The 25,096-nt window shown below is 66.9% G+C and carries 24 protein-coding genes; 16 read left to right on the top strand and 8 right to left on the bottom strand.

Annotated elements, in window-relative coordinates:
- Nucleotides 1-103: 103 nt before the first annotated feature.
- Nucleotides 104-919 carry a hypothetical protein gene (locus GTZ97_RS13740; RefSeq protein ID WP_161651208.1) on the top strand — a complete coding sequence of 272 codons (816 nt, stop codon included), beginning with the start codon at nucleotides 104-106 and terminating at the stop codon, nucleotides 917-919.
- 13 nt (nucleotides 920-932) lie between these two features.
- Here the strand turns inward: GTZ97_RS13740 and GTZ97_RS13735 are convergent, their stop codons facing one another.
- Nucleotides 933-1,712 (bottom strand): PEP-CTERM sorting domain-containing protein, encoded by a 780-nt coding sequence (locus GTZ97_RS13735; RefSeq protein ID WP_161651207.1) that lies wholly within the window; start codon nucleotides 1,710-1,712, stop codon nucleotides 933-935.
- A gap of 283 nt (nucleotides 1,713-1,995) precedes the next feature.
- Here GTZ97_RS13735 and GTZ97_RS13730 point away from each other — a divergent pair, with 283 nt between their 5' ends.
- Nucleotides 1,996-3,033 carry a putative solute-binding protein gene (locus GTZ97_RS13730; protein WP_201748295.1) on the top strand — a complete coding sequence of 346 codons (1,038 nt, stop codon included), beginning with the start codon at nucleotides 1,996-1,998 and terminating at the stop codon, nucleotides 3,031-3,033.
- 97 nt (nucleotides 3,034-3,130) lie between these two features.
- Here GTZ97_RS13730 and GTZ97_RS13725 read toward each other — a convergent pair whose 3' ends face one another.
- Nucleotides 3,131-3,343 (bottom strand): hypothetical protein, encoded by a 213-nt coding sequence (locus GTZ97_RS13725; protein WP_161651206.1) that lies wholly within the window; start codon nucleotides 3,341-3,343, stop codon nucleotides 3,131-3,133.
- A 956-nt stretch (nucleotides 3,344-4,299) separates the two neighbouring features.
- Here GTZ97_RS13725 and priA point away from each other — a divergent pair.
- Nucleotides 4,300-6,399 carry a replication restart helicase PriA gene (priA, locus tag GTZ97_RS13720; protein WP_161651205.1) on the top strand — a complete coding sequence of 700 codons (2,100 nt, stop codon included), beginning with the start codon at nucleotides 4,300-4,302 and terminating at the stop codon, nucleotides 6,397-6,399.
- 2 nt (nucleotides 6,400-6,401) lie between these two features.
- On the opposite strand, the gene GTZ97_RS13715 is transcribed toward priA, so the two are convergent.
- Nucleotides 6,402-7,229, bottom strand: a complete 828-nt coding sequence (locus tag GTZ97_RS13715) for an HDOD domain-containing protein (protein ID WP_161651204.1) — start codon at nucleotides 7,227-7,229, stop codon at nucleotides 6,402-6,404.
- Nucleotides 7,230-7,431: 202 nt separating this feature from the next.
- Between GTZ97_RS13715 and GTZ97_RS13710 the strand changes: the two genes are divergently transcribed.
- The 10 genes from GTZ97_RS13710 (at nucleotide 7,432) to GTZ97_RS13665 (ending at nucleotide 16,058) form a co-directional block, all read left to right on the top strand.
- Complete coding sequence (locus GTZ97_RS13710; RefSeq protein WP_161651203.1) at nucleotides 7,432-8,175, top strand: type II and III secretion system protein; 744 nt, start codon at nucleotides 7,432-7,434, stop codon at nucleotides 8,173-8,175.
- A gap of 46 nt (nucleotides 8,176-8,221) precedes the next feature.
- On the top strand, nucleotides 8,222-9,178 hold the full coding sequence (locus GTZ97_RS13705; RefSeq protein ID WP_330863616.1) for an alpha/beta hydrolase: 957 nt from the start codon (nucleotides 8,222-8,224) through the stop codon (nucleotides 9,176-9,178).
- 42 nt (nucleotides 9,179-9,220) lie between these two features.
- Nucleotides 9,221-10,426 (top strand): PAS domain-containing sensor histidine kinase, encoded by a 1,206-nt coding sequence (locus GTZ97_RS13700; protein ID WP_161651202.1) that lies wholly within the window; start codon nucleotides 9,221-9,223, stop codon nucleotides 10,424-10,426.
- Nucleotides 10,423-11,079, top strand: coding sequence for a response regulator (locus GTZ97_RS13695; protein WP_161651201.1), 657 nt, complete (start codon nucleotides 10,423-10,425; stop codon nucleotides 11,077-11,079). The genes GTZ97_RS13700 and GTZ97_RS13695 overlap by 4 nt, the downstream gene beginning before the upstream one ends.
- 110 nt (nucleotides 11,080-11,189) lie before the next feature.
- The gene (locus GTZ97_RS13690; RefSeq protein ID WP_161651200.1) at nucleotides 11,190-12,590 is read left to right on the top strand and encodes a CmpA/NrtA family ABC transporter substrate-binding protein; all 1,401 of its coding nucleotides are present in this window, start codon (nucleotides 11,190-11,192) and stop codon (nucleotides 12,588-12,590) included.
- Nucleotides 12,591-12,598: 8 nt separating this feature from the next.
- Nucleotides 12,599-13,477: a nitrate ABC transporter permease gene (gene ntrB, locus GTZ97_RS13685; RefSeq protein WP_161651199.1), complete on the top strand. Its 879-nt coding sequence runs from the start codon at nucleotides 12,599-12,601 to the stop codon at nucleotides 13,475-13,477.
- Complete coding sequence (locus GTZ97_RS13680; RefSeq protein ID WP_161651198.1) at nucleotides 13,467-14,369, top strand: ABC transporter ATP-binding protein; 903 nt, start codon at nucleotides 13,467-13,469, stop codon at nucleotides 14,367-14,369. The genes ntrB and GTZ97_RS13680 overlap by 11 nt, the downstream gene beginning before the upstream one ends.
- Before the next feature lie 60 nt (nucleotides 14,370-14,429).
- Nucleotides 14,430-14,897, top strand: a complete 468-nt coding sequence (locus GTZ97_RS13675) for a DUF1348 family protein (RefSeq protein WP_161651197.1) — start codon at nucleotides 14,430-14,432, stop codon at nucleotides 14,895-14,897.
- A gap of 20 nt (nucleotides 14,898-14,917) precedes the next feature.
- On the top strand, nucleotides 14,918-15,361 hold the full coding sequence (cynS, locus tag GTZ97_RS13670; RefSeq protein ID WP_161651196.1) for a cyanase: 444 nt from the start codon (nucleotides 14,918-14,920) through the stop codon (nucleotides 15,359-15,361).
- Nucleotides 15,362-15,491: 130 nt separating this feature from the next.
- On the top strand, nucleotides 15,492-16,058 hold the full coding sequence (locus tag GTZ97_RS13665) for a metal-independent carbonic anhydrase family protein (RefSeq protein ID WP_201748294.1): 567 nt from the start codon (nucleotides 15,492-15,494) through the stop codon (nucleotides 16,056-16,058).
- A 19-nt stretch (nucleotides 16,059-16,077) separates the two neighbouring features.
- Here the strand turns inward: GTZ97_RS13665 and GTZ97_RS13660 are convergent, their stop codons facing one another.
- From GTZ97_RS13660 to mltA, 3 genes are all read right to left on the bottom strand, one after another.
- Nucleotides 16,078-16,779 carry a response regulator transcription factor gene (locus GTZ97_RS13660; protein ID WP_161651234.1) on the bottom strand — a complete coding sequence of 234 codons (702 nt, stop codon included), beginning with the start codon at nucleotides 16,777-16,779 and terminating at the stop codon, nucleotides 16,078-16,080.
- Nucleotides 16,779-18,389, bottom strand: coding sequence for a sensor histidine kinase (locus GTZ97_RS13655; RefSeq protein WP_161651195.1), 1,611 nt, complete (start codon nucleotides 18,387-18,389; stop codon nucleotides 16,779-16,781). Before GTZ97_RS13655 ends, GTZ97_RS13660 begins: the two co-directional genes overlap by 1 nt.
- A 66-nt stretch (nucleotides 18,390-18,455) precedes the next feature.
- A complete protein-coding gene (mltA, locus tag GTZ97_RS13650; RefSeq protein WP_330863615.1) occupies nucleotides 18,456-19,523 on the bottom strand; it encodes a murein transglycosylase A in 1,068 nt (355 codons plus the stop codon).
- A 190-nt stretch (nucleotides 19,524-19,713) separates the two neighbouring features.
- On the opposite strand from mltA, the gene GTZ97_RS13645 reads away from it, so the two are divergent.
- The gene (locus tag GTZ97_RS13645) at nucleotides 19,714-19,911 is read left to right on the top strand and encodes a hypothetical protein (RefSeq protein WP_161651193.1); all 198 of its coding nucleotides are present in this window, start codon (nucleotides 19,714-19,716) and stop codon (nucleotides 19,909-19,911) included.
- Here the strand turns inward: GTZ97_RS13645 and tlpB are convergent.
- The gene (tlpB, locus tag GTZ97_RS13640; RefSeq protein WP_161651192.1) at nucleotides 19,824-21,986 is read right to left on the bottom strand and encodes a transporter-like protein TlpB; all 2,163 of its coding nucleotides are present in this window, start codon (nucleotides 21,984-21,986) and stop codon (nucleotides 19,824-19,826) included. The two genes, GTZ97_RS13645 and tlpB, sit on opposite strands and share 88 nt — an antisense overlap.
- 2 nt (nucleotides 21,987-21,988) lie before the next feature.
- Nucleotides 21,989-22,363, bottom strand: a complete 375-nt coding sequence (gene apaG / locus GTZ97_RS13635) for a Co2+/Mg2+ efflux facilitator ApaG/CorD (RefSeq protein WP_161651191.1) — start codon at nucleotides 22,361-22,363, stop codon at nucleotides 21,989-21,991.
- A gap of 155 nt (nucleotides 22,364-22,518) precedes the next feature.
- On the opposite strand from apaG, the gene GTZ97_RS13630 reads away from it, so the two are divergent.
- Together GTZ97_RS13630 and rpe are read left to right on the top strand one after the other, a co-directional pair.
- Nucleotides 22,519-24,279, top strand: coding sequence for an alkaline phosphatase D family protein (locus tag GTZ97_RS13630; RefSeq protein ID WP_161651190.1), 1,761 nt, complete (start codon nucleotides 22,519-22,521; stop codon nucleotides 24,277-24,279).
- 85 nt (nucleotides 24,280-24,364) lie between these two features.
- On the top strand, nucleotides 24,365-25,060 hold the full coding sequence (gene rpe / locus GTZ97_RS13625) for a ribulose-phosphate 3-epimerase (RefSeq protein WP_161651189.1): 696 nt from the start codon (nucleotides 24,365-24,367) through the stop codon (nucleotides 25,058-25,060).
- The last annotated feature ends 36 nt before the right edge of the window (nucleotides 25,061-25,096 follow it).

Genomic DNA, 25,096 nt, shown 5'->3' with positions numbered 1-25,096 from the left:
CGATTTTGTGTGCGAATCCCCCCTTTTTCTTCCGCCCTCGCCTCGTCGGATGAGCGCGCGCCCGTGGCTTTGCCCGTAAGGTTCGGGCACACGCGGTGCCGCCATGAACGACGCTCCCCCCTTCTCTCGTCCAGACCTCGCGGGTTTGTGGCTACGCCTGCGCCTGCTTCGCGAGGCCGGAGGGGCTGTTGCTGCGCCGCAGGACGGGGCCGCCTGGTCCGCCCGTCTGCTCAGCCCTCGCTGGTTTGCCCATTGGCGTCTGCCGGCCTGTGTGGACGACGTGAGGCCCCTGCCACTGCATCAACTCAGGTCAGATGAGCTGGCTTGCCTGGCCCAGCAGGTCGCGCATGTGGGCGTGATGCAGATTGACGCCCACCCTGAGGGAGAGCTGTGCAGCTGGCTGCGCCGGGCGGATTACCAGCCACCGGGCGTGTTGCTGGAGTCGGGCTGGCTGATGTTTGAGGCACAAGACCGTCTGGTCGAGGTGCATGTTCACGATGATGACAGCAGCGTCTGGTCTGTGGATACCCTGTGCGGGGCGGATGTGGCCTTCTGTCTGGCCGGCCTCGATGCCAACGGCCTCGAAGATGGCCGGCTGCTGATCGGCGCGGGCGCGTACCTGGCCTATCACCGGCCGCGCCGCGTCCGCTGGCCCAGAGGCATGCAACCTGGCTTCTCGCTGGTAGATGTGCTGCTACACAGGCCGGATGAGGCACACGTGTGGCTGGACCACGAACTCAGCCTGGCGCGGCGCACGGCCGGCCGGTTTGAGGTGGTTCGCTCCACCCTGCCCGAACAGCGCGGCAGGGTGGAACTGTTCTCGGCACTGCGCCAGCAGCCCGAGTTGGCCTGGGTCAGCTGGCGCGATCAGGAAGGGCCCTGGCGCGTGCTGGACTGGCACGGCCCCGACGCTGTCTGAGCCGTGCGCAGGTTCAGGCCTGGGCGCGTGCGCTCAGCCCGCGACCGCGGGTTGCCAGCGCCAGACCGACCAAGCCGAGGCCCATGAGCGCGTAAGTGCTGGGTTCAGGGATGGCGGGCGTGACGGGCACCGCGTTGATGACCGATGAGATGGACCCGAAGTCGGTCACGGCGCTCAGTGCGCCGCGGCCCAGGTTGAGAAGGCCCAGCGACTGCGAGAACACCTCGAAGCCCTGAGAGGTGATGGTCAGCCCGGAGATGCTGTTGTTGTACGTGCCAGCGCCAGCGACCTTGGTTTCGCCGGTCAGCGTCGCCGCCTTCCACAACGCAAAGTTGTTGATCGTGCCCACGCCGTTGCCACCAATGATGGTGGCATACACCGTCATGGCATTCACGTCGAAGCGCAGGTCGCTGACGGTCAGGAAGCCGCCCGACGAGATGCTGCGCAGCGCGGGAGCCGTCAAAGTGGCCCCGCCTGTGGTGGCCACGCCCAGCACGTCGCGCGTTTCAGTGTTCAAGGTGATGGACGAGCCTGGCGCGGAGGCGCTCACGCTGGTGTAGAACCCTTGCGGATCACGCTGCACGTCCAGCACGGCGTCGCCAAAACCGCTGATCTCGATCTGCCCCGTGTCCAGGGCCTCCAGCAGTTGAAGGCTGAAGCTCAGCGTGGCGCTGCCGCTGGCCGTCAGGCCGTCAAATTCGTCGCCAGGCACCAGCGTCACAACGGCCGCTTGTGCGTAGCCCATGGTGCACAGCAGCGACGCTGCTGCAAGGCGCTTCAGAGTGGGTTTCATGGGAAGGTTCCTCGTATATGGGTGTCAGATGTCCGCAATGTGAGCGGATCGAAGGCGCTAGCACTACGAGGACAGCGTAGGCCGGCCCTTGCCGCATGGGGACAGGGTCAACACCGGATGTGTCGCCTCCTGTTCCCCCGTGATCATGGCGACCCCCTCGTTTGGGTGGGCCGCCTGACCTTGCTTGTCGTCCTTAACCAAGCGATACCGTCCTCCACACGTTCAGCCTTTAGGCTGTCGCCTTGGCGCGGACGGTCGCGCCGTGCACACAAGGAGACACCCGATGATGAAACGTTCGTGGCAGGCTGGGGCCGCCATCGCGCTGCTGGCCGCAAGCCAGGGCGCCATCGCCAAGCAGAAGGTCTGCGTGTTCGACATCCTCGGCGCCAATGGCGATGCCTTCAACACCGCGAAGGATTACGCGCTGGAGATGCAGAAGCACGGCGCCGAACTGGAGCTCAAGGTCTACATCGACGAGCGTGTGGCGGTCGAGGATTACCGCACCGGTCAATGCGACGCCGTGATGGCGACGGCCTTGCGCACCCGCGCCTTCAATCCACTGACGGCCTCGCTGGATTCGGTGGGTGCCTCCACCATCGTCAAGGGCGGCAAGCTCGACATGGCTGCCAGCACGGAAGTGGTGCGGCGGGCGATTCGGATCTTCACTTCGCCGCAGGCTGCGAACCTGCTGGTGCAGGGCGGGCACGAGATCGGCGGCATTGTCCCGATGGGCGCCGCCTATGCGTTTGTCAATGACCGGGCCATCTCCAATCTGGAGGCGGCCACCGGCAAACGTGTGGCGGCGTTCGACCACGACAAGGCCCAGGCTGAACTGATCAGCCGCGTGGGCGCGCGACCTGTTGCGGTGGATGTCACCAACTTCGGCACCATGTTCAACAACGGCAATGTGGACGTCATCATGGCGCCCTCGTTGGCGTACAAGCCCCTGGAGCTGCATAAGGGCATGGGCAGCAAGGGTGCGGTACACCGCTTTCCGCTGACCATCCTCACCTATCAGATGGTGTTCCGTCCGGATCGCTTTCCGGCCGGCTACGGGCAGAAGTCGCGTGAGGTCTGGTTGTCCCGCTTTGACCAGATCGTGCAACTCACCCGGCGTGCCGACGCGGAGATTCCCGCCAAGTTATGGATGGACCCGTCTCCGGCCGACGCCGAGCGCTATGTCGAGCTCATGCGTGAAGGGCGCATCGAAATGGCCGAGAAGGGCTTTTACGACAAGCGGGGGCTGAAGATCATCAAGCGCGTCCGCTGCGACGTGAATCCGTCAGGCGCTGAATGCAGCCTCCCGACCGAGAACTGGTAAGGCTCGCCCGGGGCTGACCGGGCAGAAAACCAAAAGCCTCCCAGCGGGAGGCTTTTTTGCGCTCACGCCCGCAGGCGCAGGCATGAGCCCCCGAGCATCAGCCCAGAGCAGCCAGGTCAGCGTTGACCTTCTGCAGCATCTCATCGGTGATCAGGCCGCCGGAGAACTTCGCCACCATCGACAGGGCAAAGCCCTTGCCCATGCCGATCTGGGGGTGAGTGGAAATGCCAGGCATGTGCTTTTCGAGGATGGCCTTGGTGGCTTCGTTGTCGAGCAGGTCGCCGAGTTTGGATTCGATGGAGTAGCTCATCGTGTCTCTCTCAAGGATGGGTGGTGGTTGAACAAGGCACCCGGCAGGAGGCGACCTGCTGGGGCGCGACATGAGCATACCTGTTTCTGGCTGCCCCTGACGCATGGGTCAGCCATTTTTCGCACGACCGTTCGAATCCGGGGGCGGACGAACGAAAAGCCGTCGGGCCATAGCACAGAAAATGCAGCGGACACACGCGGTTCGCCGACAAAGTTTGTGCTAGCGCAGGCTCACTTATCCCCAAATTTGGGCGAGCGACGCCGCAGCCCTGTGCACAATTTCTTCCTTGTGCACGATTTGCGAAACCGTGCTTCAAGTCGTTGATTCCAAAGAAGAAAAGCGGCTTTTGACAGATGGTGGCGACCCGGTGAAAACCCCGATGAGCAGAAAGCTCTGTTATGGCATCCCCGCGTTTCCCACAAAGTTATCCACAAGTACAGCGCCGGTGTGTGGGGGCGCAAAATCAAGCACTTAGCGGCGCTTGTTAGGGTGTCGAATTGACTGCATCAGGTAAGCGCTTGAAGGTATGTCGCCAAGGGACTGCCGACGAGCGCCGTGCCGCACGCGTTTTCACCGTCAAACCGTGTGTTTTGTCACGTTCGCTGACAAGTTCTGTCAGACAGCGAGCAACTAGGGAAAACCCTTGCGTGTTGGTTTGGCGTGATCGGTTATCCCCATTTCACGCCACACGACTGCACCGCGCTGGGGCGCGGTGCGCGCCGTGACGCGTGCTCGCCACATCAAAGCTAAGTGGTTGATTTTATTGGGAACGCCTGGGATGCCTCTTTGTGAGGCAATCTGAGTCAAACGACGGCGCGACAAGCATTTAGCGCGCGTTTGCAAGGCTTTCCCACAAAGTTATCCACAGTCCACGGGGATAAGGGGGAACCCCCGCAGAATCAAGCACTTGCCGCGCAGTGTTCATCGCTCTGTCAGAATTTCGGTGACATCACCGCATGCACCTCGCCGACCCGCCCCTGCACCGCGTCGGGGTGGTCGTCGACACCCCGCAGCACAGCGGGCTGTCCGGCCCGCTCGACTACCTTTGTGCTGACGCTCTGGCGCCAGGCACGCTGGTGCGCGTGCCGCTGGGGCGGCGCGAGGTCACCGGGGTGGTCTGGCCGTTGGACGCCGCGGCGGCGCAGGCCCTGCCCGAGGGGCAGTTGCGCCAGGTGGCCGAGGTCTTATCGGGGCTGCCGCCCTTGCCAGCTGCATGGCGTGCGCTGGTGGGGTTCGCCGCAGGCTATTACCAGCGTGGTCTCGGAGAGATGGCCTTGATGGTGCTGCCGCCCGAGTTGCGGGAGCTCGATGATGTGCAGTGGCAGCGGCGCCTGAGGCGCCTGCACAAGGCGCTTGCTGCCGATCCTGGCTCTGCGGCGGATCCGGAGGGGCCGGCGCTCACCGTGCAGCAAGCCGCGGCCCTCGCAGCGTTGGCTCAGGCGGGCGCGCAGCCCTGCCTGCTGTGGGGCAGCACCGGCAGCGGCAAGACCGAAATCTACCTCCGACAGTCCGAGCAGGTGCTGGCCGCTGGACGCCAGGTGCTGATCATGGTGCCCGAGATCAACCTCACGCCCCAGCTTGAGGCCCGTGTGGCGCAACGCTTTCCCGGGCGGCGCATCGTGTCGTTGCACAGCGGTCTGACGCCTGCCCAGCGCTTGCGCTCCTGGCTGATGGCCCACCTGGGCCACGCCGACATCGTGCTGGGCACGCGCCTGTCGGTGTTCACGCCGCTGCTGCGCCCGGGCCTGATCGTGGTCGACGAAGAACACGATCCGAGCTACAAGCAGCAAGATGGGGCGCGCTACTCGGCGCGTGATCTGGCGGTGTTCAGAGGGCGGTTGGAGGGGGTGCCCGTCCTCCTGGGATCGGCCACGCCCAGTCTGGAATCGTGGTTCAACGCGATGCCCGTTGCCGAAGGCGGGGCGGGTCGCTATGTCCGTGTGGCCATGCCTGCGCGGGTGGGCGATGGCGCCATGCCTCGCGTGCGGGTGCTGGATCTGTCTCGTGCACCCAAGCCACCGCTGGGCCAGGCCCCTCCCCCACTGGCGCAGGAGTTGCTCGCGGCCATCAGTGAACGGGTCGAGCGAGGCGAGCAAAGCCTGGTTCTGCTCAACCGTCGGGGCTACGCGCCCGTGCTGCACTGCAGCGATTGCGGCTGGAAGAGCGGCTGCCCCCACTGTTCGGCCTGGCGCGTGTTCCACAAAGTGGACCGCAGCCTGCGTTGCCACCACTGCGGGTTCACTGAGCGGGTTCCCCGGGCTTGTCCCGACTGCGGCAACCAGGACATTGCACCCGTGGGGCGGGGCACCGAGCGCCTCGAGGAGCAACTGGCCGAGGCCTTGCCCGGCGCCCGCGTGGGCCGCATCGACGCCGATGTGACCCGCCACAAGGGCGCGCTGGAGGCGCAGCTCGCGAGCGTGCACGCGGGGGAGGTGGACGTGCTGGTGGGCACCCAGATGGTGGCCAAGGGGCATGACTTCCGGCGCATCACGCTGGTGGCCGCGGTCAACCCGGATGCGGCGCTGTTTGCCAGCGATTTCCGCGCGGCCGAGCGGCAGTTCGCCTTGCTGATGCAGGCGGCCGGCCGGGCCGGGCGTGATGCGCTGGTGTCTGGGCACAGCGAGATGTGGGTGCAGACCTGGCATCCGACGCACGCGCTCTACCAGACACTGCGCAGCTACGACTACGCGGGCTTTGCGGCACAGCAACTCAAGGAGCGCGAGATGGCCGGGTTGCCGCCGTACGCCAGCCTGGCCATGCTGCGCGCCGAGGGCAAGACGCAAGAAGCGGTGCAGGCTTATCTGCAGGCGGCGTTGGCGGCGGTTGAGCCGCTCGCTGAGGCCCTGGGCGGGGTGGCGCTGTATCCGCCGGTGCCGACGCCAGTTCAGCGCGTGGCCAATGTGGAGCGAGCGCAGGCCATGATCGAGTGCCCCCAGCGGCCGGCGCTGCAGCGCTTTCTGGCTCAGGCCCATCCGCGCTGGCTGGCCCTGGCGCAACAACACCGCCGCAGCGGCGTGATCCGCTGGGCGGTGGATGTGGATCCGCTGTCGATCTGAAGTCAGTGCAGCAGGGCTTCCATGCCCTCGCACATCTCGCTCAGCGGCGGCATGTCCTTGAGGAAGGTGTCGGTCGACACGCCCAGCTTCTTGCATACCTCGGCCGGCACGGTGGCCGCCATTTCTTCGGCCGTCAGGCCGTTGTGCTCTGCACGGGCGCGCCATGCAGCCAGGTGAATGCAGCCGGCCACCGGATCGAAGGGTTCGTGCTGGAGCGGGTCAGCGAAGTGGGCAATGGCATCGACGAAGGTCGTCGGGAAGCGCCACTGGCGGGCCAGTTCGGCGCCCACGTTGGCAAAGGTGTAGCCGAAAGATGTGCGCTCCATGTCGATGCGGCGTGCATCCATCGGAGATGCCAGTTTGTCGAGGTGCAGCATCTGTTCGGGCATGCCCGCGTGCATCACCAGTTGCCCGATGGCATGCATGAGGCCGACGGTGAACGCCTGGTCGCGGTTCACATTCGCATGCTTGGCCACCCAGCCTGCAACCGCGGCGGTGTGCAGGCTGTAGCGCCAGAACTGGGACAAATCCATCCCGGGCATCGACTTGTAACCACCCGTCAGGCCGGAGCTGATCACCAGCGTGCGCACCGTCACAAAGCCCAGCATGGACAAGGCGTCGTTGACGGTCCCCACGGTACGGGAGACATGGTAGTAGGCCGAGTTGGCCAGCCGCAGCAAGCGGGCGGACAACACCGGATCAGCCGCCAGTTTCTTGGCGATGTCGTCAATCGATACGTCCTGGTTGTTGAAGCTGTCGATCAGCTCATGGACGATCTTGGGGATGGCCGGAAGGGCCTGGGGTTGCTTGAACAGGGCTTCGAGCTGCATGTTTGCCAGCCTCCATCTCGAAAGGAACCGGGATGCTCTGACCATCGGGCCCCGAAGGCGGCGGCACTGTGGCAGATTGAACGTTTATCGACCCCGTGGGCCGTGGACTTGAGCATCGCCGATGGGAAAATTTTCGAGCGGTGGAAATGTGGCCATTCCACCCCCTGAATTTCGCGCTGAGTACGCGCAGGAGACCGAACGCATGACCTGTCCGATTCGCCGATTGCTGTGCCTCGCGGGCTACGCCGGCGCCTGGCTGGGGTTCGCCGCCGCGACCGGCCATGCGCAGCCTGCCGGGCAGCCTGCTGCAGGCGGCAACCTGCTGGTGAGCTGGCGTGTGAGCAGTCAGGGCAATGCGGTCGAGCGCAGCGGTGGCCTGCGCCAGGGCGGCGTCACGGTCGACAGCCGTGGCGGCGTGCGGGTTGAGGGTCAGGCGCAGGCGGGGCAGCACAGCGTGCAGACCCGGCGGGACACCGTGCAGGCGGTGCAGGTGCTCAACGGCGGCGAGGCGCGCCTGTTCATGGGCCGCAGCGTGCCCCACACCAGCTGGCAGCTGGCCTGGCGCGCGCCGGCTGACGCCGGTGGCGCACCCCAGGCCTGGGCGGTCAGCCAGACGCAGTGGGTCGACCTGGGCCAGGGCCTCACCGTGCGCCCGCGCTGGCCGGGCGGGCGAGCCCCCGTCACCGTCACGTTGCAGGCCCAGGCGCGCGAGGCCGCCGGGCCGCATGGCGGGGCGGGGGGAGTGGCCCTGGGCGGCGCGCTGGAGCCGGATGGCCAGATCCGCCGCACCGAGGTGGCCAGCACGCTGCAGGTGCCTCTGGGAGAATGGGTTGTGGTCGCGCGCCGCGGACAGGATTCGGACACCCGTCAGTCGGGCACCTGGTCCACCCGGGCAATCGGCGATGCGCAGGACGAGGTACTCGAGATCCGCGTCAGCGCACCCTGAACGCACGACCCGCATGGATCCCATACCGAGACGAGGAGACCCCACGATGGCCGACATGCCTCCGGTGCCGCCCGCACCCTTCACCCCTGCCACGCAGGCCCTGCTGGACAACATCCGCCGCGCCGGCTTTCCCCCCATCCACACCTTGCCACCCGATCAGGCACGGGCGTCCTACCGGATGGGTGTGGGTGCCATGGCCGTCCCTGGCCGCGAACTGGCCCGCGTACAGGACTTCGAGATCCCGGGCCCGGCAGGCGCCTTGCCGGCCCGCCTGTGGGCCGCCTCGCACGACACCGGTCTGCCGGTGTTTCTGTACCTGCATGGCGGCGGCTTCGTGGTGGGCGGCATCGACACCTGCGAGGCCATGTGTCGCGAGATTGCGCACCACAGTGGTGCGGCGGTGGTGGCGGTCGATTACCGCCTGGCGCCCGAGCACAAATACCCCGCCGGGATGGACGACTGCGTGGCGGCCTTCACCTGGCTGAGCCAGCAAGGCCACACCCTGGGCCTGGACGGCAGCCGCATGGCCGTGGGTGGCGACAGCGCCGGCGGCACGCTGGCCGCGGTGGTGGCCTTGCACGCGCGCGATGCCGGCCTGCCGCTGGCCTTGCAGGTACTGTTCTACCCCTCCGTGCAACTGGGCATGGTCACCGACTCGTTCAAGGCGTATTCGCAGGGCACGCTGCTCACCGAAGACCTGATGCGCTGGTTCGAGCGCCAGGCCCGGGGTGAGCGCCCCGCCCAGCGCTGGCATCGCGAGCCCCTGCATGCCGAAGACCACCGCGGCGTGGCGCCGGCCTGGATCGGCCTGGCCCAGTGCGATGCGTTGACCGATGAAGGCCACCTCTACGCCGAGCGCCTGCGAGCGGCCGACGTGCCCGTCACGGTGCGTGAGTGGCCCGGTGTGTTGCACGACTTCATCAACATGGGGCGCTTCATCCAGGAGGCGGGCCAAGCCCATCTGGCCGTGGCCGAGGCCTTGCGCAACGCCTTCGCGCGCTGAGCCCGTCTCGTTCCGGCACGGGTCTTGCAGCCAGCCGGCTGCATGGACCACCTGCCTGCCAGTGCACGCGCCGCCTTCGTGGACCCGGTGCCCCTGCCGCCCAGCGATGAGCGCGCGGCCGCGGTCTGGCGCGACCGCCTGGGCCTGCTGCTCGACAGCACGGGCGAAGGCATCTACGGGGTCGACACCGACGGCCTGTGCAGCTTCATCAACCCGGCGGCCGCGCGCATGCTGGGCTACGAGCCGCACGAGGTGCTGGGCCGCAACATGCACGACCTCACCCACCACACCCATCCGGATGGTGCGTGTTACCCGGTCGAGCACTGTCCCATCTTTCACGCCTTCCGGGCCGGGGTGGCCTGCCGCATCGACAGCGACGTGTTGTGGCGCAAGGACGGCACGGCCTTCCCGGTCGAGTACACCTCCTACCCCATCCTCGACGGAGGGCAGGTGCTGGGGGCGGTGGTCACCTTTGTGGACATCAGCGAGCGCAAGCGGCAGGAGCAGCTGCTGCGCCAGGCCAACGAGACGCTGGAGCGCCGCGTCACCGAACGCACCCAGGCGCTGACCCAGGCGCTCAACCAACAGCGCGAGCTGCAGGCCCACCTCGAGCGCGTGCGTGAAGGCGAGCGCACCCGCATCGCGCGTGAGATCCACGACGAGCTCGGCAGCCTGCTGGTGGGCCTGAAGATGGACCTCAGCTGGCTGGAGCGGCGCCTCAGCGACCAGCCCGCGCTGCAATGCAAGTGCCACGACATGCGCGGCCTCATTGACGCGGCGGTCCACAACGTGGGACGCATCATCACGGACCTGCGGCCGTCCATCCTCGACCACCAGGGCCTGTGGGCCACGCTGGAGTGGCAGGTGCAGGATTTCAAGGACAGCAGCGAGCTGCCCTGCGAGGTCAGCATCGATGTGCCGGCCGGCCTGCCGGCGCCGGACGGGCCCATGGCCACGGCGGCGTTTCGCATCTTTCAGGAAATGCTCAGCAACGTGGCCCGCCATGCCCAGGCCAGCGCGGTGCGCATCCGCATCCGCGCCACGCCCAGCGAGCTGACCCTTCTGGTCAAGGACAACGGCAAGGGCGCGCCGCCCAGCGCTTTCGAATCCCATGACGCGTTCGGCGTGATGGGCATGCGCGAGCGCGCCGGCCATTTCGGGGGCTGGGTGCAGATCGACAGCCAGCCCGGCCAGGGCACGCAGGTCATCCTCAGCCTGCCGCTGAGCTACAAGGAGCGCAACCCATGATCAAGGTCTTGCTGGTGGACGACCACCGCATCGTGCGTCAGGGTCTGCGTCAGGTGCTGTCTGATCTGGATGACGTGCAGGTGGTCGATGAGGCTGCCGACGGGGTTGAAGCCTTGCGCCTGATCCGCGCGTGGATGGATCTGACGGACGGGCCGGGGCTGGACGTGGTCTTGCTCGACATCGCGCTGCCCGGCCGTGACGGCCTGGATGTGCTCAAGCAGATCAAGCACGAGTACCCGCGCCTGGGCGTCGTCATGCTGAGCACCTACCCCGATCGCCAGTTCGCGGTGCGCTGCCTGCGCGCCGGCGCACAGGCCTATCTGAACAAGGGCGCCGACCCGGACGACATGATCGCCGCCATCCGCAAGGTGGCCAGCGGCGGCACCTACCTGACGCCTGGCGTGGCCGAGCTGCTGGCCAACTCGATCAGCGAGGTTGTCGCGCGCCCCCCGCACGAGATGCTCTCTCAGCGCGAGCACCAGGTGTTCCGGCTGCTGGCCGAAGGCCAGAGCGTCGGGCAGATCGCGCAGGCCCTCAACCTGTCGCCCAACACGGTCTCGACCTACCGCGCCCGCATCCTGGAGAAGACCGGCGTGCGCAACGATGTGGAGCTGGCGCTGTATGCGGTCAAGCAGCAGGTGCTGACTGTGTAGGGCCAGCCCTACAAACGAATCACCCGATTCGTGATGGCGCCGGCGGGCGCGGATTCCTACAGTGAACCCATCGCTGTTCGGCACCACCTGGTGCGCCAAAGGAGTCCGAGATGTCCCGCTACTTCGATCCCTTCGACGCTGATCGCCCGCTGCGCCTGCAGTGCGCCTGCGGCCGTGACCACCGGCCCGACGAGCACGATGCCGTCATGGCACGCGATCAGGCGGTGCAGGAGCTGCAACGTCGCAGCGAGACGGAAGACTTCCAGACCTACTCGCGCGAGTTCATCGAAGCCAGCCTGATGAAGGCGATCTTCCCGCAGGATGCGGTGCGCCGCCGCTTCCTGCGTGCGGTGGGCAAGGGCACCGCCATGGCGGCCATCTCGAGCGTGCTGCCCACGGCCAGCCTGCAAGCCATGGCACAAGAGGCCGGCCCGCTGGAGAAGAAAGAGCTCAAGATCGGCTTCATCCCCATCACCTGCGCCACGCCGCTGATCATGGCGCACCCGCTGGGCTTTTACCGCAAGCAGGGGCTGGATGTCAGCGTCATCAAGACGGCGGGCTGGGCGCTGATCCGCGACAAGATGATCAACAAGGAGTACGACGCCACGCACTTCCTGTCGCCCATGCCCCTGGCCATCAGCATGGGTCTGGGCTCGAACGCCAAGCCGATGAACGTGGCGACCATTCAGAACACCAATGGCCAGGCCATCACGCTGCACGTCAAGCACAAGGACAAGCGCGACCCGAAGCAGTGGAAGGGCTTCAAGTTCGCCGTGCCCTTCGAGTACTCGATGCACAACTTCCTGCTGCGCTACTACGTGGCAGAGGCTGGGCTGGACCCGGACCGCGACATCCAGATCCGCGTGGTGCCGCCGCCCGAGATGGTGGCCAACCTGCGCGCCGGCAACATCGATGGCTACCTGGGCCCCGACCCGTTCAACCAGCGTGCGGTGTTTGAAGAAATCGGCTTCATCCACATCCTGACCAAAGAGCTGTGGGACGGCCACCCCTGCTGCGCCTTTGGCACCAGCGCCGAGTTCATCCAGCAGCACCCCAACACCTTTGCGGCGCTGTACCGCGCGGTGCTCACCGCCTCGGCCATGGCCCGCCAGCCCAAGAACCGCGAGCTGATCGCCAAGGTGATCTCGCCGGCGCAGTACCTCAACCAGCCCGAGGCCGTGGTGGCACAGGTGCTCACCGGCCGCTTCGCAGATGGCCTGGGCAATGTGCGCAACGTGCCCGACCGCGCCGACTTCAACCCCATCCCCTGGCAGTCGATGGCGGTGTGGATGCTCACGCAGATGAAGCGCTGGGGTTATGTGAAGGGCGATGTGAACTACAAGCAGATCGCCGAGCAGGTCTTCCTGCTGACCGACGCCAAGAAGCACATGAAGGCCCTGGGCGAAACCGCACCCGAAGGCGCCTACCCCGGCTTCAAGGTCATGGGCAAGCCGTTTGATCCGGCCAAGCCCGATGCCTACGTCAACAGCTTCGCCATCCGGCGCACGTGAGGCCCACCATGCGCAAACCCGTTTCCTGGTGGCGAACCGAGCAGGCCAAGGCCGCTGTGCTGTCGCTGCTCATCTTGCTGGCCATTCTGAGCGTCTGGCATCTGGCCACGTTGCCCAAGGCCTCGGTCGCCGTGCAGATCAGCCCCGAGCAGCTGGAGTACATGAAGCTCATGGGCAAAGACCCTGGCGGCAACAGCGGGAACACCTCGGGTTTTCCGACGCTGGCCCAGATGGGCAGCACCATCTGGACGCACCTGAGTGACCCGTTCTACGACAACGGCCCCAACGACAAGGGCATCGGCATCCAGCTGCTGCACTCGCTGGGCCGCGTGGGGCTGGGCTACCTGATCGCCATGCTGGTGGCCATTCCGCTGGGCTTTGCCATCGGCATGTCGCCGCTGGTCTACCGCGCGCTCGACCCGTTCATCCAGGTGCTCAAGCCCATCTCGCCGCTGGCGTGGATGCCGTTGGCGCTCTACACGATCAAGGACTCGACCACCTCGGGCATCTTCGTGATCTTCATCTGCTCGGTGTGGCCCATGCTGATCAACACGGCATTTGGTGTGGCCGGTGTGCGCCGTGACTGGCTCAATGTGTCGCGCACGCTCGAGGTCTCGCGCTGGCGCACCGCCTTCGAGGTGATCCTGCCCGCCGCGGCACCCACCATCCTCACGGGCATGCGCATCAGCATGGGCATTGCCTGGCTGGTGATCGTCGCAGCCGAGATGCTGGTGGGCGGCACTGGCGTGGGCTACTTCGTGTGGAACGAGTGGAACAACCTCTCGTTGCCCAACGTGATCTTCGCCATCCTCGTCATCGGTGTGGTGGGCATGGCGCTCGATCTGCTCTTCGGCCGGCTGCAAAAGGCGGTGACCTATGTTGATTGATTCCTCCACCCCGCGTGCCTACCTGCAGGTGCAGGGCCTGGGCAAGACGTATCCGGGCGCCAGCGAGCCGGTCTTCGACGGCGTCAACTTCGAGATCCAGCGCGGCGAGTTTGTCTGCATCATCGGCCACTCGGGCTGCGGCAAGACCACCATCCTTAACACCCTGGCCGGTCTCGAGCAGTCGTCCGAAGGCCATGTGTTCATGGACGGCCGCGAGGTCAACGCACCGGGGCTGGAGCGGGGCGTCGTGTTCCAGGGCCATGCGCTGATGCCCTGGCTCACCGTGGGCGAGAACATCGCGTTCGCCGTGCGCTCGAAGTGGCCCGACCGCAGCAAGGCCGAGATCCGCGCGCATGTCGAGCAGTATGTGAAGCTGGTGGGCCTGAGCCCGGCCATCGACAAGAAGCCCTCGCAGCTGTCGGGCGGCATGAAGCAACGCGTGGGCATCGCCCGGGCGTTTGCGATCGAGCCCAAGATGCTGCTGCTCGACGAGCCCTTCGGCGCGCTGGACGCCCTCACGCGCGGCACCATCCAGGACGAGCTTCTGCGCATCTGTGCCGAGACGCAGCAGACCGTGTTCATGATCACCCACGATGTGGACGAAGCCATTCTGCTCGCCGACAAGATCCTGCTGATGAGCAACGGCCCGCAAGCCCGCGTGGGCGAGATCGTGGTCAACACGCTGCCGCGCGACCGCACGCGCGCCGGCCTGCACCACGACCCGCAGTTCTACCCGCTGCGCAACCACCTGGTGGATTTCCTCGTGGCGCGCTCGAAAGAGCTGAGCCACGGCCGTGGCCCCACGCATCCGCCCGAAGTTCGGCCCGGCCTGGTGGCCAGCCCGCCTGTTGCGGTACACGACGGCACCCTCCCCGATGCGGCCGCCGCGTGACGCCACCGGCCTGTCCCGCCTCTGCTTTCGCCCGACATCCTCAGAGCCCCGAGCGCAACCATGTCCGACACCCAGCTCACCGACCGCCCGGCCGCACCTGACGTGGCTGCCGCACCCATCTCGCGCCCCCCGCTGCCGCCTTTCACCGAAGAGACGGCGCGCCTGAAGGTGCAGATGGCCGAAGACGCGTGGAACAGCAAGGACCCCGAACGCTGCGCGGCCGCCTACACTGAAGACGCGTGGTGGCGCAACCGCAGCGAGTTCTTCCAGGGGCGTGAGGCCATCAAGGCCTTCCTGACCCGCAAGTGGGCCCGGGAGCACAGCTACCGTCTGAAGAAGCGCCTGTTCGCCTTCCACGGCAACCGCATCTCGGTGTGCTTCGAGTACGAGTACCACGACGACGCCGGCCAGTGGTGGCGGGCCTACGGCAACGAGAACTGGACCTTCGATGAACGTGGCCTGATGGCCCGGCGCGAGGCGTCCATCAACGACGTTCCGATCCAGGAAGCGGATCGGCAATTCAAGTGAGTTTTTTGAAGGAGAACGACATGAACCGCGAAGACGTGACCGACCTGATCATCGAAGCCAAGGTCAAGAAGGGCATCAAGTGGGCCGACGTGGCCACCAAGGTGGGCCTGAGCAAGGAGTGGGTGACGGCCGCCTGCCTGGGACAGATGACGCTGACGCCCGAGCAGGCTGCCATCGTGGGCGACATCTTCGATCTGCCCGCCGCGGCCCGCCTGTGGCTGCAGGAAGTGCCTTACAAGGGCTCGCTGCCCACCAGCGTGCCCACCGATCCGCTGATCTACCGCTTCTATGAGCTGGTCAGCGTCTATGGCACAACCTTCAAAGCCCTGATCCACGAAGAGTTCGGTGACGGCATCATGAGCGCCATCGACTTCAAGATGGACCTGCAGCGCGAGCCCAACCCGGCCGGCGACCGCGTCAGCATCGTGATGTCGGGCAAGTTCCTGCCGTACAAGACGTACTGACCTCATGGCGTGCTGACCCGCGCGGCTGTCATCTGACGTTCATGCGGGCGTCAGGCTGTGCTCATGCGGACGTCAGGGCAGCTTCAGCCCGATTTGCTGCAATGAGGGTGTTCATTCACAGGAGGTATCCATGAACACCCACATCGCACGCCGCCTCGGATTTGCTGCTCTGTTTGCCGTCGCCTCGGGCGGCGTCATGGCCACGGCCCCGGTGGTCAACACCACCGTCACCGAGGCCGAGGTGATCGCGGCGCAGCAGGCCTGGGGCGAAGCGCTGGTGCGCATCAGCCAGGACCACGAGCAAGGTGGTCTCAAAAAGGCCAAGGCCACGGCGGCGGCCATCATCGACGCGGCCTACGCGTACCAGATGGGGCCCGTGCTGTTCAAGCCGACGCTGACCCAGGCGCCTCAGACTTTCCGGCTCACGCGCGAGGGCGCGCTGGCTTACTTCGTCGGCGACGACGCCCGCTTCCCGCAGGACACGGGCTTTGCGCTCAAAGGCTGGCGCAAGGTCGACATCCAGAATGCAGGCATCCACATCCATGGGGATGTGGCCACCACGATGGGCAAGGTGACGCTGACGGATCGGCAAGGCCAGCAGACCACGGTCGACAAGACCTGGCAGTTCAAGAAGGATGACGCGGGCAAGCTGCGCATCGTCCTGCACCATTCTTCGCTGCCTTACGCGCCCAAGTGAGGCGGGTGTGGCGCGGGCCTCAGGCGGGTGGCTCCAGCCGGTAGCCCAGCCCGCGCACGGTGTGGATGAGTGGTGGCTCCCGCCCCTCATCCACCTTGACCCGCAGGCGCCGGATGTAGACATCGACGACATTGGTCAGCGGGTCCGCGTGGGCGCCCCACACACGCGACAGAATGCGCTCACGGCTCAGCAGCTTGCCAGGCGATGACATGAGCAGCTCCAGCAAAGCCAGCTCCCGGGCCGTGAGGTTGAGCGGCTGGCCTGCGCGGGTGACACGCATGGTGTCGCGATGCAGCACCAGATCGGCGATCTGCAGCACCGGGTCCGGTGCCTGGAGCGTGGTCCGGCTGCGGCGTGCGAGCGCCTCGATGCGGGCCAGCAGCTCGTCGAATGCAAATGGTTTGACGAGGTAGTCGTCGGCACCTGCGCGCAGACCATGCACCTTGTCGTCCGTGCTGCCCAGGGCGGTCAGCATCAGAATCGGCAGGGTGACGCCGCGCTCACGCAGCGCGCTGCACAGGGCCGCGCCATCCGTTCCGGGCAGCATGCGGTCCAACAGCACGACGCTGGCTTGGTCCGCCATGTCGCTGGCCCACGCGCAGGCGCGTTGCAGACCCGTCGCAGCGTCATGGCAGACCTCGACCTGGTGCCCTTCCGCGCGCAGGCCCCGCGACAGGAAGTCGGACACGCGACGGTCATCTTCAATGACCAGTACGTGGATCATGTCGCTCGCCCCTCCTGCAAGCCGGGCAGGATGACGCGCGCCTCGGTGCCGCTGCCCGGCGTGCTGTCCAGATCCAGCCACCCGCCGTGCGCGCGTACGATGCCTTGCGCCAGACTCAATCCCAGGCCCAGCCCGCCGGCGGCCATCCTTGCTGCGTCTTCACCCCGGAAGTGTCGACTCATCACGTGCGGCAACTCCTGTGGCGAGATGCCGATGCCTTGATCCTGTATGCGCACCTCCCAGCCCTGGTGCCCATCTGGCAGGGCCACCGCGTGCAGCATCACGTCGACGGTGGTGCCCGACTGGCTGTACTGCACGGCGTTGTCCAGCAGGATGGAAAACACCTGGCGCAATCTGGATGCATCGCCCAGGACGGGCGCCGATGTGACGGCGCCGCTGCGTCTCAGCCGGATGCCGCGGCGCTCGGCTGCGGCCCGCGCTTGGTCGCAGGCCTCGTCCAGCGGCCGGCACGCATCCACAGGCGTGCTGCGCAGCGGCAGGTTGTCGGTTTCCACTCTGGCCAGCGTCAGGAGGTCATCGATCACCTTGCCCAAGTGGGTGGCTGCGTCGGCAATCTGGCGCAGTGCTTCGCGGTAGTCGTCGGCGGATTTGGTCGCGCCCCGTAGCGCGATCTCGGCTTCACCGCGAATCGCGGTGGCGGGGGTGCGCAGCTCGTGGCTCACGTCGGCCAGCAACTGGCGGCGGCGTGCGTCCGAGCGCTGGACGGCCTGCAAGGCGTCCTGCAGCGCGGACGTGCGCTCCTGAACCTGCTCTTCAAGCTCGTGCCGCGCATGCAACTCGCGCGCGCGGTGGCGCTCCAGCTCTTCGGCCAAGCGGTTCATGGTGCGCGCAAACTCGCCGAACTCGTCGTTGTGCTGGTAGGCCACACGATGGCGGAGGTCGCCGCTCTCCAGCGCGGTGGCGCCTGCCTTGAGCGCATCGAGCGGCCGTCGCAGCCCTCGGCTGAAGGCCACGCTGGCCAGCATGGCGGCCAGCGCGAGCGCGAGCGTGGCACCGGTGGCGAAGGTCTGAACCAGCATCAGTGAGCGGTCGGCAGCGGCTCGCTTGCGCTCGACCGCCTCGCGTTCACGCTGGACCCCCTGTGCCAGAACGGCCCGCAGGTCGCGGCCTTCGACCGTGTCGAAGGCCTGGTTGAGTCGGTGCCAGGTCGCGCGCCGATCCATCGCGCTGCCTGGCTCGACCGGATCATCCACCACCTGTTTGAGTCTGACCAGATGCAGCGCGAGCACCTGCAGCGTCTCGCGGCGGGCGCGTTGCTCTGCGGCCGATTCGGCATCATCGGGCAGCATGTTCTGCGCCGTCTCGGTGAGGGTTTGCAGGTCCTGAAGGATGCGGTGCATCTCTTGCAGCAGCTGCACACGGCGTTGCGGATCGGCCGAGCCGTCGAGCGTGGCTTCTGCGGCCCAGACGCGCAGGCGTGCCTTCGCCGCCGACAGGGCCAGAAAGCCGTTCTGGATGTCTGCGGCCACGCGCCCGCGTACGACCTGTTGGCCTGCCTCGCGAATGGCCCACCAGCTCACACCACCTTGCAGCAAGGCGGCCACAGCCAGACTACCCAGGGCCAGGTGCAGACGACGACGGAACATGGCCCATTATCCAGACCCACGCGCAGGCCTGCATGAACAGAACATGACAGCGCGGCCGTCGGACAGTCAACGCAGCTGGCCGGGCGGCATGCTGCCGGCTGGCCACAGGGCCCACATGGCCAGCGGCTGCTTGGTGCGACCTGCCGAAGCCAGTGCGTCGTCGCCCCAACCCCAGAAGAAATCGGCCCGCACCGCGCCCAGGATGGCGCCGCCCGTGTCCTGTGCCATGACCAGCCGACGCAGTGGCCTGGGTGCCTGCGCGACCGCAGTCCAGGGCTGGGGCAGCGTGCTGTCCAGCCACACAGGTGTCCCCAGCGGGATGCTGTCGCGGTCCACGGCAATCGAGCGCGTGGGGGTCAGCGGGACACCTTGTGCCCCGCTGGGGCCGGCCTCGGGGTCCGTCAGGGCTTCTTCACGGAAGTACACCATGCGGGGGTTGGCGCGCATCATCTCGGCCACGCGGCCTGGGTTCTGGTCCGCCCACGCCCGGATCGCCTGCCAGGACGCCTGCTCCAGCGTGAACGCCCCCTGGTCCACCAGCCACCGCGCGACCGACACATAGGGCTGGTCGTTGTGCCCGCCAAAGGCCATGCGCACCACGCGCGGCTGGCCCCGTGCATCCGGTTCGTCGAGCAGCCGGATCCGGCCCGATCCCTGTACCTGGATGAGCAGCACGTCCAGCGGGTCAGCGAGGTAGACGATCTCACGCCCCAGAACCGCCGCCCGCGCTTCGGGCAGGGTTTCGACTTCCGCGCGGGTGTAGTGGGGGCGACGGGTCTGCAAATCTGCCGGTGCCCGGTAAAGCGGATGGATGTGTCGACCGCCGGGCTGGCGGCGGCCGTCCAGCAAGGGCTCAAAGTAGCCTGTCAGCAAGCCCGTGGGCTGACCTTCCAGCCCCACCACGCGCCACGGCCGCAACTGGCTCTGCAGCCATTGCCGGACGAAACCGTCGCCCACCTTGGCACCCCAATCTGACCCGAGCCGGCGCACCTCTGCGCACAGGCCTTGCCAGGCCGCGGCGGGTCGGACGCAGCCACGGTGCAGCGCGGGCCACCAGTCGCCGGCGGCATCAATGTCCCAGCCGGGCAGATCCTGCCAGTCCACAGCCACCCACTGCGACTTGGGTCGCTGCACGGTGGTGCTGCTCGCGCTCGGTGCAGGCGCTGGCACGGGGGCTGGTGCGGTGCGGGGCAATTCAGGTGGTGGTGGTGGGGGCATCATGCTGCCGCAGCCGTGCAGCATTCCTACAATCGCCAACATGGCCGCGAGGCCCGCAAACCGGCGCAGGCCGGCCAACCCGTTGCTGGAAAGATCGACAGACGTCATGTGGTTGATTGTGCTGGAAGCCATGGCCGCGTTGGCCGTTCTGCTGTTCCTGGTCTGGTGGACGATGTTCTCGGGTCGCCGCAACGGCGAGCCGGTGGTCGACGAGCCTCAGGCCGATGAAGACGGCCCCGACGGCGGCACCGCCTCGACGGACGAAGGCGCCGAGCGCGGCGGCCACACGAAGCTGAAGGGCTGACGCCGTGCCCGGCGCCAGATGGCGGCGCGCAACCGGGCCCGATCCTTGACCTTGACACCGCGCGAACGCATGGCCACGCGCAGCGCCAGCGTGAAGCTCACAGCCACGTTGAGCAGCCCCGTCAGCGGCAAGGCCACGACACACCACCAGAAGCCCGGTTGGTGGAGCACGTCCCAACCGAGTGCGCCCAGCGCGGCCGCCACCTGGCCGGTCGACAGCGTCACGTGGCGCACATCCAGCGGCAGCGCCAGGAAGCTGGCCACCACGGGCACCACCCCCAGCATGAACCCCAGCGAGATGTTGGCAGCCAAGCCGGAAATGTTCTTGCGCCACCACTGTGCCCAGCGCGTGGCCCGCGCCACGCCCACCCAGGCGCGGATGTGGGGATTCCAGCGCAGCGCGCTGTCGAGCTTGTGCAGCACGAAGGCGTTCTCCGTCCAGCCGGCAATCATGCTGGAGGCAAACAGCAGCACGCCGGTGAAGGCGGCAAAGAACAGCGTGGGGCCCAGCAGCGTCAGGTTGTTCAGCACGTAGCGGGCCGTTTCCGCGCTGATGGCGGGGGCGTCCGTCAGCCACCAGCTCAGCCACTGCGCCCCGAACACGAGGGGCGCCACGGCCACCATGTTGCCCACGATGCCGGCGACCTGAGATCGGATGAGGTTGGCCACTTCATCGACAAACCTCTCCACTGCCTCGTCCTCATGCAGGTTGGACAGCCGCGCGGCCATGGCCGGTGCCGTCATGGCAGGCTGCTTGGTTGCCACTGTGAAGTGCAGCAGCTGGATCAGCACGAAGCTGGTCGCATAGTTCAGGCCTGCCGCCATGCCCAGCCAGAAGGGCGACAAGGCCAGTGCGGCGATGCCGAACTTCAGGTAGGTGGTGACCGCCATCACCGCGCCGCCGCCGCAGGCCCGCTTGAGCATGGTCGTGTACTCGGCCCGCGTGCGGGTGATGTACTGCTCGCCGGTTTCTGCACTGCGTTCGGCCACCTTGCGGGCCAGCTGCGAGGTGTGCTGGCGGAACAACGCCCGTACGCTTCGGCGGCGTTCGCCCACCTCGACCAGCACGATCAGCAGATGGCGCAGGGCGCCCCCGGGTTGAGGCGCCAGGGCCACGTCCAGCAGCATCTCCAGCCGCCGACAGCGCTCGCACAGCTGGTCGATCTGGAACACGAGGTCCACCGAGATGCCGTGCTCTTCCAGGTGGCCATGCAGGCCACGTGCGCCTTGGGCACAGCGGTCCAGCAGCAGGCGCAGGTACTGGGCTTCATGCAGCAGGGCTGTGGGCCAGTGGCCGGCGCGGCCACCTGCCTGCACATGGGCCAGCGCGATGTCGTGCACGCGCTCGGTCACCTGGCCGAGCTGCCGAAAGGCCTGGCGCACGCTTTCGTCGTGCGATCGGCGCTCGGCAGCCAGCAGCTCCGCCTCGAAGTCGGCATCCAGTCGCATGCCCATGCGCGAGCGGAAGGCAGGGGAGAAGCCGGTGCCGCGGATCTGCGTGGCCAGGTAGAACATGGCATCGAAGAACGGCTCGCGCCAGCCCAGCGGCTGATCGACGCGCTCATGCTGCGCCACCGCGTCCATCACCTCCTGCCACAGCGCAGTCAGCCTGGCCAGGGTGTCGTCATCCAGTGCGCTGAGCCATTGCGCGTCGTCAGGGTCGCCGAACAATTGGTGGAACAGCGCACCCAGGTCCATGGTTTCGGGTGTCATCGGCAGCATGCGCCGCCGCAGCCGTTCGCCCAACTCGTTCAGAAAGGCGGTGCGCGGAGGGAAGCCATAGTCGGCCAGCAGGGCCGCCACATCGACCTCGCGCCAGAATTCGGCCAGCAGCCGCACGACGCGTGCCCTGCGCTCGGGATGCTGCTCCAGCAGCCGCAGCACCAGCTGCGTGCCGCTGGTGGGTTCGCCCCGGCGGATCCAGTCGATCAGACGGATCAGCCAGATGTGGCGTTCGACCTGGCAGTCGCAGCGCTCGGCTTCGTCGAGAAACGGCTCCAGGGCCAGACCGTTGCCCGGGCGCGGCCACCAGGGGCGGCGCGTCAGCGGCGCCAGCCAGCGGGTCAGGTACCCCATGCTCAGTGCAGCGACTGGGGGCGGCCCAGCACGAAGGGCGCGATCGGGGTCTCGAAGGCGCGCGCATCTTCGGTCATGCAGAAATAGGTGCCTTCCATGACGCCGTGGGGCGTGGCCAGACGGGTCCAGCTGGTGTACTCGAAGCGCTCGCCGGGCTTCAGGAAGGGCTGTTTACCCACAACGCCCAGGCCACGCACTTCCTGCACCTGGCCGGCGCTGTCGGTGATCACCCAGTGCCGGCCGACGAGCTGGGCCGGCACCTCGCCGGCATTGACGATGGTGACCGTGTAGGCAAACGCGTACTCGTTCGCGGCCGGGTTGCTCTGTTCTTCGAGGTAACTGGGCTGCACCGAGCAGCTGAATCTGGCTTGGCTCATCCAGTGCATTCTAGGCAAATGGTCTGAAACGACGACGTGCATACCCCAGCGCTTCATGGGGATGTCATGCAAGGTCGCCACCATCGCGGGCGGCCGCAACCCCGCTGCAACCCGCTGTGGCACGGCTGAAGCCCCGATCACCGAGGAGACACCCCATGGACCGCCGTCGATTTCTTACCGCTGCTGGCACCGCTGCCAGCGGCCTGTTCGTCACCTGGCATGCCCAGGCCGTTGAATGGCTCAACCTGGGGCGCCAGCCCCTGGACACCCGCGGCCTGCGCACCGACTCGGCCCGCGTGTTCGACCTGTCCGTGGCCTCGGGCGACCCCAGCGCCACGGGGGTGATCCTGTGGACGCACCTGAGCCCCGATGCCGTGCGGCCCGGCGAGCCGCTGTTTGTGCAGGTGGCCCTCGATGCCGGCTTTCAGACCTTGCTGCTGCAAGCCCGCATCGAGCCGCACGAGATCACACCCGAGCGCGACCACACCATCAAGATCGACCTCGACGGTCACCTGCCCGAGACGCTGTCGGGCGGGCCTTATCACTACCGCTTCATCTACGACGGCACCGTCAGCCGCACCGGTCGTTGCCGCACGCTGCCCCAAGCCAGCAACGCGCTGCGCCGCCTGAAGTTCGGCCTGCTGACGTGTCAGGACTACACCAACGGCTACTACGCCGCACTGCGCCACCTGGCGCAGGACGACAGCATTGACTACGTGCTGCACCTGGGCGACTTCATCTACGAAACCGCTGGCGATCCGCGCTTCCAGAGCCTGCCCTTTGCCGATCGCACCATGGTGCTGCCCTCGGGCGGCACGGTGGCGTTCGACGTGGCCGACTACCGCTTCATCTACCGCCGCTACCGCAGCGACCCGAACCTGCAAGCGGCGATGGAGCGGCACACCTTCATCTGCGTGCCCGATGACCACGAGACCGCCAACGACAGCTATTGGGACGCGGCCCGTGACACGCTGGGTGCACCCGATCACCCCTACACCACCGACCCGCAGTACGGCAACAGCCCCGCGCTGCTGCGCCAGCTCAAGCTGGATTCGCAGCGAGCCTGGTCCGAGTATGTGCCCGCGCGCGTGCGCTTCAATGCCCAGGCGACACACCCGCACGACGCGCTGTCGGTCTATCGGCGCTTCCAGTTCGGCGGCTTTCTGGATCTGTTCATGATCGACAACCGCACTTACCGCAGCGCGCACGCCTGCGGCGAGGGCGATGTCTTCCAGCGCTACGTGCCCCTGGGCTGCACGCGCTACAACGGTCCGATGCAGACCATGCTGGGTGCGCGCCAGCGCGACTGGCTGATCGAGGGCCTGACACAGTCGCGCGCCAGCTGGAAGCTCCTGGGCAACCAGACCTTTTTCGGGCGTCTGGCTGTCACCTTTCTGGGCGCGCAGATTGCGCCGCTCAACATCGACGCCTGGGACGGCTTCACGGCCGAGCGGCGTGCACTGACGGCGGCCTTGCGCGAGGCGAAGGTCAAGGACTTCGTCGTCGTCACGGGCGACCTGCACACCTACATGTCCAGCCACATCAAGCACGACTACGCCAACCTCAACCCGCTGGATCTGGGCAACTACGTGGGCGCCGAGTTCATGACGCCGTCGGTGACCTCGTCCAACCTGGGCGAGATGCTGGCGGCCAAGCTCGACCCGACACAGCGCCAGATCCTCATGCAAGGGCTGGCGGCGCCGGCCGTGCGGGTCAACAACCCCCATGTGCAGTTCTTCGACAGCGACCGTCAGGGCTACTCCACGCTGGAGCTGACCGACAGCCACGCCGAGTGGGTGGCCTACGCGGTGAACAAGAACAACCCCGATCCGGCCACGGCGCGCCGCTGCATCGCGCGGCAGCGCAAGTCCCGTTACCTGCCGTGGATCGTGTCGCACAGCACGCAAGGGTACTGACGCGCGTGGCGCGGTCGGCCGGACTTTCCTAAAATGCGGGGTTTGCCGCCCAGGCGGCCCCACTTGGCATTTCGCAGGCTCGTCCATGTCTCGCACCTATCGCATCGCCCCCAGCATCCTCTCTGCCGACTTCGCCCGTCTGGGCGAAGAGGTGCGCAACGTGATCGACGCGGGCGCCGACTGGATCCACTTCGACGTGATGGACAACCATTACGTGCCCAACCTGACCTTCGGCCCCATGGTGTGCCAGGCGCTGCGCAAGCACAGCGTCAAGGCCGACGGCACGCCGGTGCCCATTGACGTGCACCTGATGGTGCAACCGGTCGACGCGCTGGCCACCGCCTTTGCCAAGTCGGGTGCGGACATCGTCACCTTCCACCCCGACGCCTCCACTCACGTCGACCGCACGCTGCAGCTCATCAAGGCCGAAGGCATCCAGGCCGGGCTGGTGTTCAACCCGGCGACACCGGTGGACGTGCTCGAGTGGGTGATCGACAAGGTCGATGTGGTGCTGCTGATGAGCGTGAACCCCGGCTTCGGTGGCCAGAGCTTCATCGACAGCACGCTGCGCAAGTGCGAGAAGGTGCGCAAGCTCATCGACGCACATCACCGAGAGACAGGACGGGACATCCGCCTGGAAATCGACGGCGGCATCAAGGTCGACAACATCCGCCGCGTGGCCGACGCCGGGGCCGACACCTTCGTGGCTGGCTCGGCCATCTTCGGTCAGCCCAGCTATCAGGCCGTGATCGAGGCCATGCGCGCCGAGCTGGCGCGCTGAACGGCCGTCGCCTCATGGTGCGGCCGCTTGTGGCCG

It is taken from the genome of Aquabacterium fontiphilum (assembly GCF_009909205.1).
In the GTDB taxonomy this organism is placed as follows: Bacteria; Pseudomonadota; Gammaproteobacteria; order Burkholderiales; family Burkholderiaceae_C; genus Aquabacterium; species Aquabacterium fontiphilum.
The sequence above is the reverse complement of the archived record's forward strand: the minus strand, read 5'-3'. Positions and strand labels throughout refer to the sequence as shown.

Excerpts from the sequence above, each read along its gene's own strand:
- rpe (WP_161651189.1), top strand. The coding sequence starts at position 24,365 with ATGTCTCGCACCTATCGCATCGCCCCCAGCATCCTCTCTGCCGACTTC.
- GTZ97_RS13695 (WP_161651201.1), top strand. The coding sequence starts at position 10,423 with ATGATCAAGGTCTTGCTGGTGGACGACCACCGCATCGTGCGTCAGGGT.
- GTZ97_RS13645 (WP_161651193.1), top strand. The coding sequence starts at position 19,714 with ATGTGGTTGATTGTGCTGGAAGCCATGGCCGCGTTGGCCGTTCTGCTG.
- GTZ97_RS13725 (WP_161651206.1), bottom strand. The coding sequence starts at position 3,343 with ATGAGCTACTCCATCGAATCCAAACTCGGCGACCTGCTCGACAACGAA.
- GTZ97_RS13665 (WP_201748294.1), top strand. The coding sequence starts at position 15,492 with ATGAACACCCACATCGCACGCCGCCTCGGATTTGCTGCTCTGTTTGCC.
- priA (WP_161651205.1), top strand. The coding sequence starts at position 4,300 with ATGCACCTCGCCGACCCGCCCCTGCACCGCGTCGGGGTGGTCGTCGAC.
- tlpB (WP_161651192.1), bottom strand. The coding sequence starts at position 21,986 with ATGGGGTACCTGACCCGCTGGCTGGCGCCGCTGACGCGCCGCCCCTGG.
- GTZ97_RS13710 (WP_161651203.1), top strand. The coding sequence starts at position 7,432 with ATGACCTGTCCGATTCGCCGATTGCTGTGCCTCGCGGGCTACGCCGGC.
- GTZ97_RS13655 (WP_161651195.1), bottom strand. The coding sequence starts at position 18,389 with ATGTTCCGTCGTCGTCTGCACCTGGCCCTGGGTAGTCTGGCTGTGGCC.
- GTZ97_RS13680 (WP_161651198.1), top strand. The coding sequence starts at position 13,467 with ATGTTGATTGATTCCTCCACCCCGCGTGCCTACCTGCAGGTGCAGGGC.
- GTZ97_RS13700 (WP_161651202.1), top strand. The coding sequence starts at position 9,221 with ATGGACCACCTGCCTGCCAGTGCACGCGCCGCCTTCGTGGACCCGGTG.
- cynS (WP_161651196.1), top strand. The coding sequence starts at position 14,918 with ATGAACCGCGAAGACGTGACCGACCTGATCATCGAAGCCAAGGTCAAG.
- GTZ97_RS13735 (WP_161651207.1), bottom strand. The coding sequence starts at position 1,712 with ATGAAACCCACTCTGAAGCGCCTTGCAGCAGCGTCGCTGCTGTGCACC.
- GTZ97_RS13675 (WP_161651197.1), top strand. The coding sequence starts at position 14,430 with ATGTCCGACACCCAGCTCACCGACCGCCCGGCCGCACCTGACGTGGCT.
- GTZ97_RS13690 (WP_161651200.1), top strand. The coding sequence starts at position 11,190 with ATGTCCCGCTACTTCGATCCCTTCGACGCTGATCGCCCGCTGCGCCTG.
- GTZ97_RS13715 (WP_161651204.1), bottom strand. The coding sequence starts at position 7,229 with ATGCAGCTCGAAGCCCTGTTCAAGCAACCCCAGGCCCTTCCGGCCATC.
- GTZ97_RS13705 (WP_330863616.1), top strand. The coding sequence starts at position 8,222 with ATGGCCGACATGCCTCCGGTGCCGCCCGCACCCTTCACCCCTGCCACG.
- GTZ97_RS13730 (WP_201748295.1), top strand. The coding sequence starts at position 1,996 with ATGATGAAACGTTCGTGGCAGGCTGGGGCCGCCATCGCGCTGCTGGCC.
- ntrB (WP_161651199.1), top strand. The coding sequence starts at position 12,599 with ATGCGCAAACCCGTTTCCTGGTGGCGAACCGAGCAGGCCAAGGCCGCT.
- GTZ97_RS13740 (WP_161651208.1), top strand. The coding sequence starts at position 104 with ATGAACGACGCTCCCCCCTTCTCTCGTCCAGACCTCGCGGGTTTGTGG.
- apaG (WP_161651191.1), bottom strand. The coding sequence starts at position 22,363 with ATGAGCCAAGCCAGATTCAGCTGCTCGGTGCAGCCCAGTTACCTCGAA.
- GTZ97_RS13630 (WP_161651190.1), top strand. The coding sequence starts at position 22,519 with ATGGACCGCCGTCGATTTCTTACCGCTGCTGGCACCGCTGCCAGCGGC.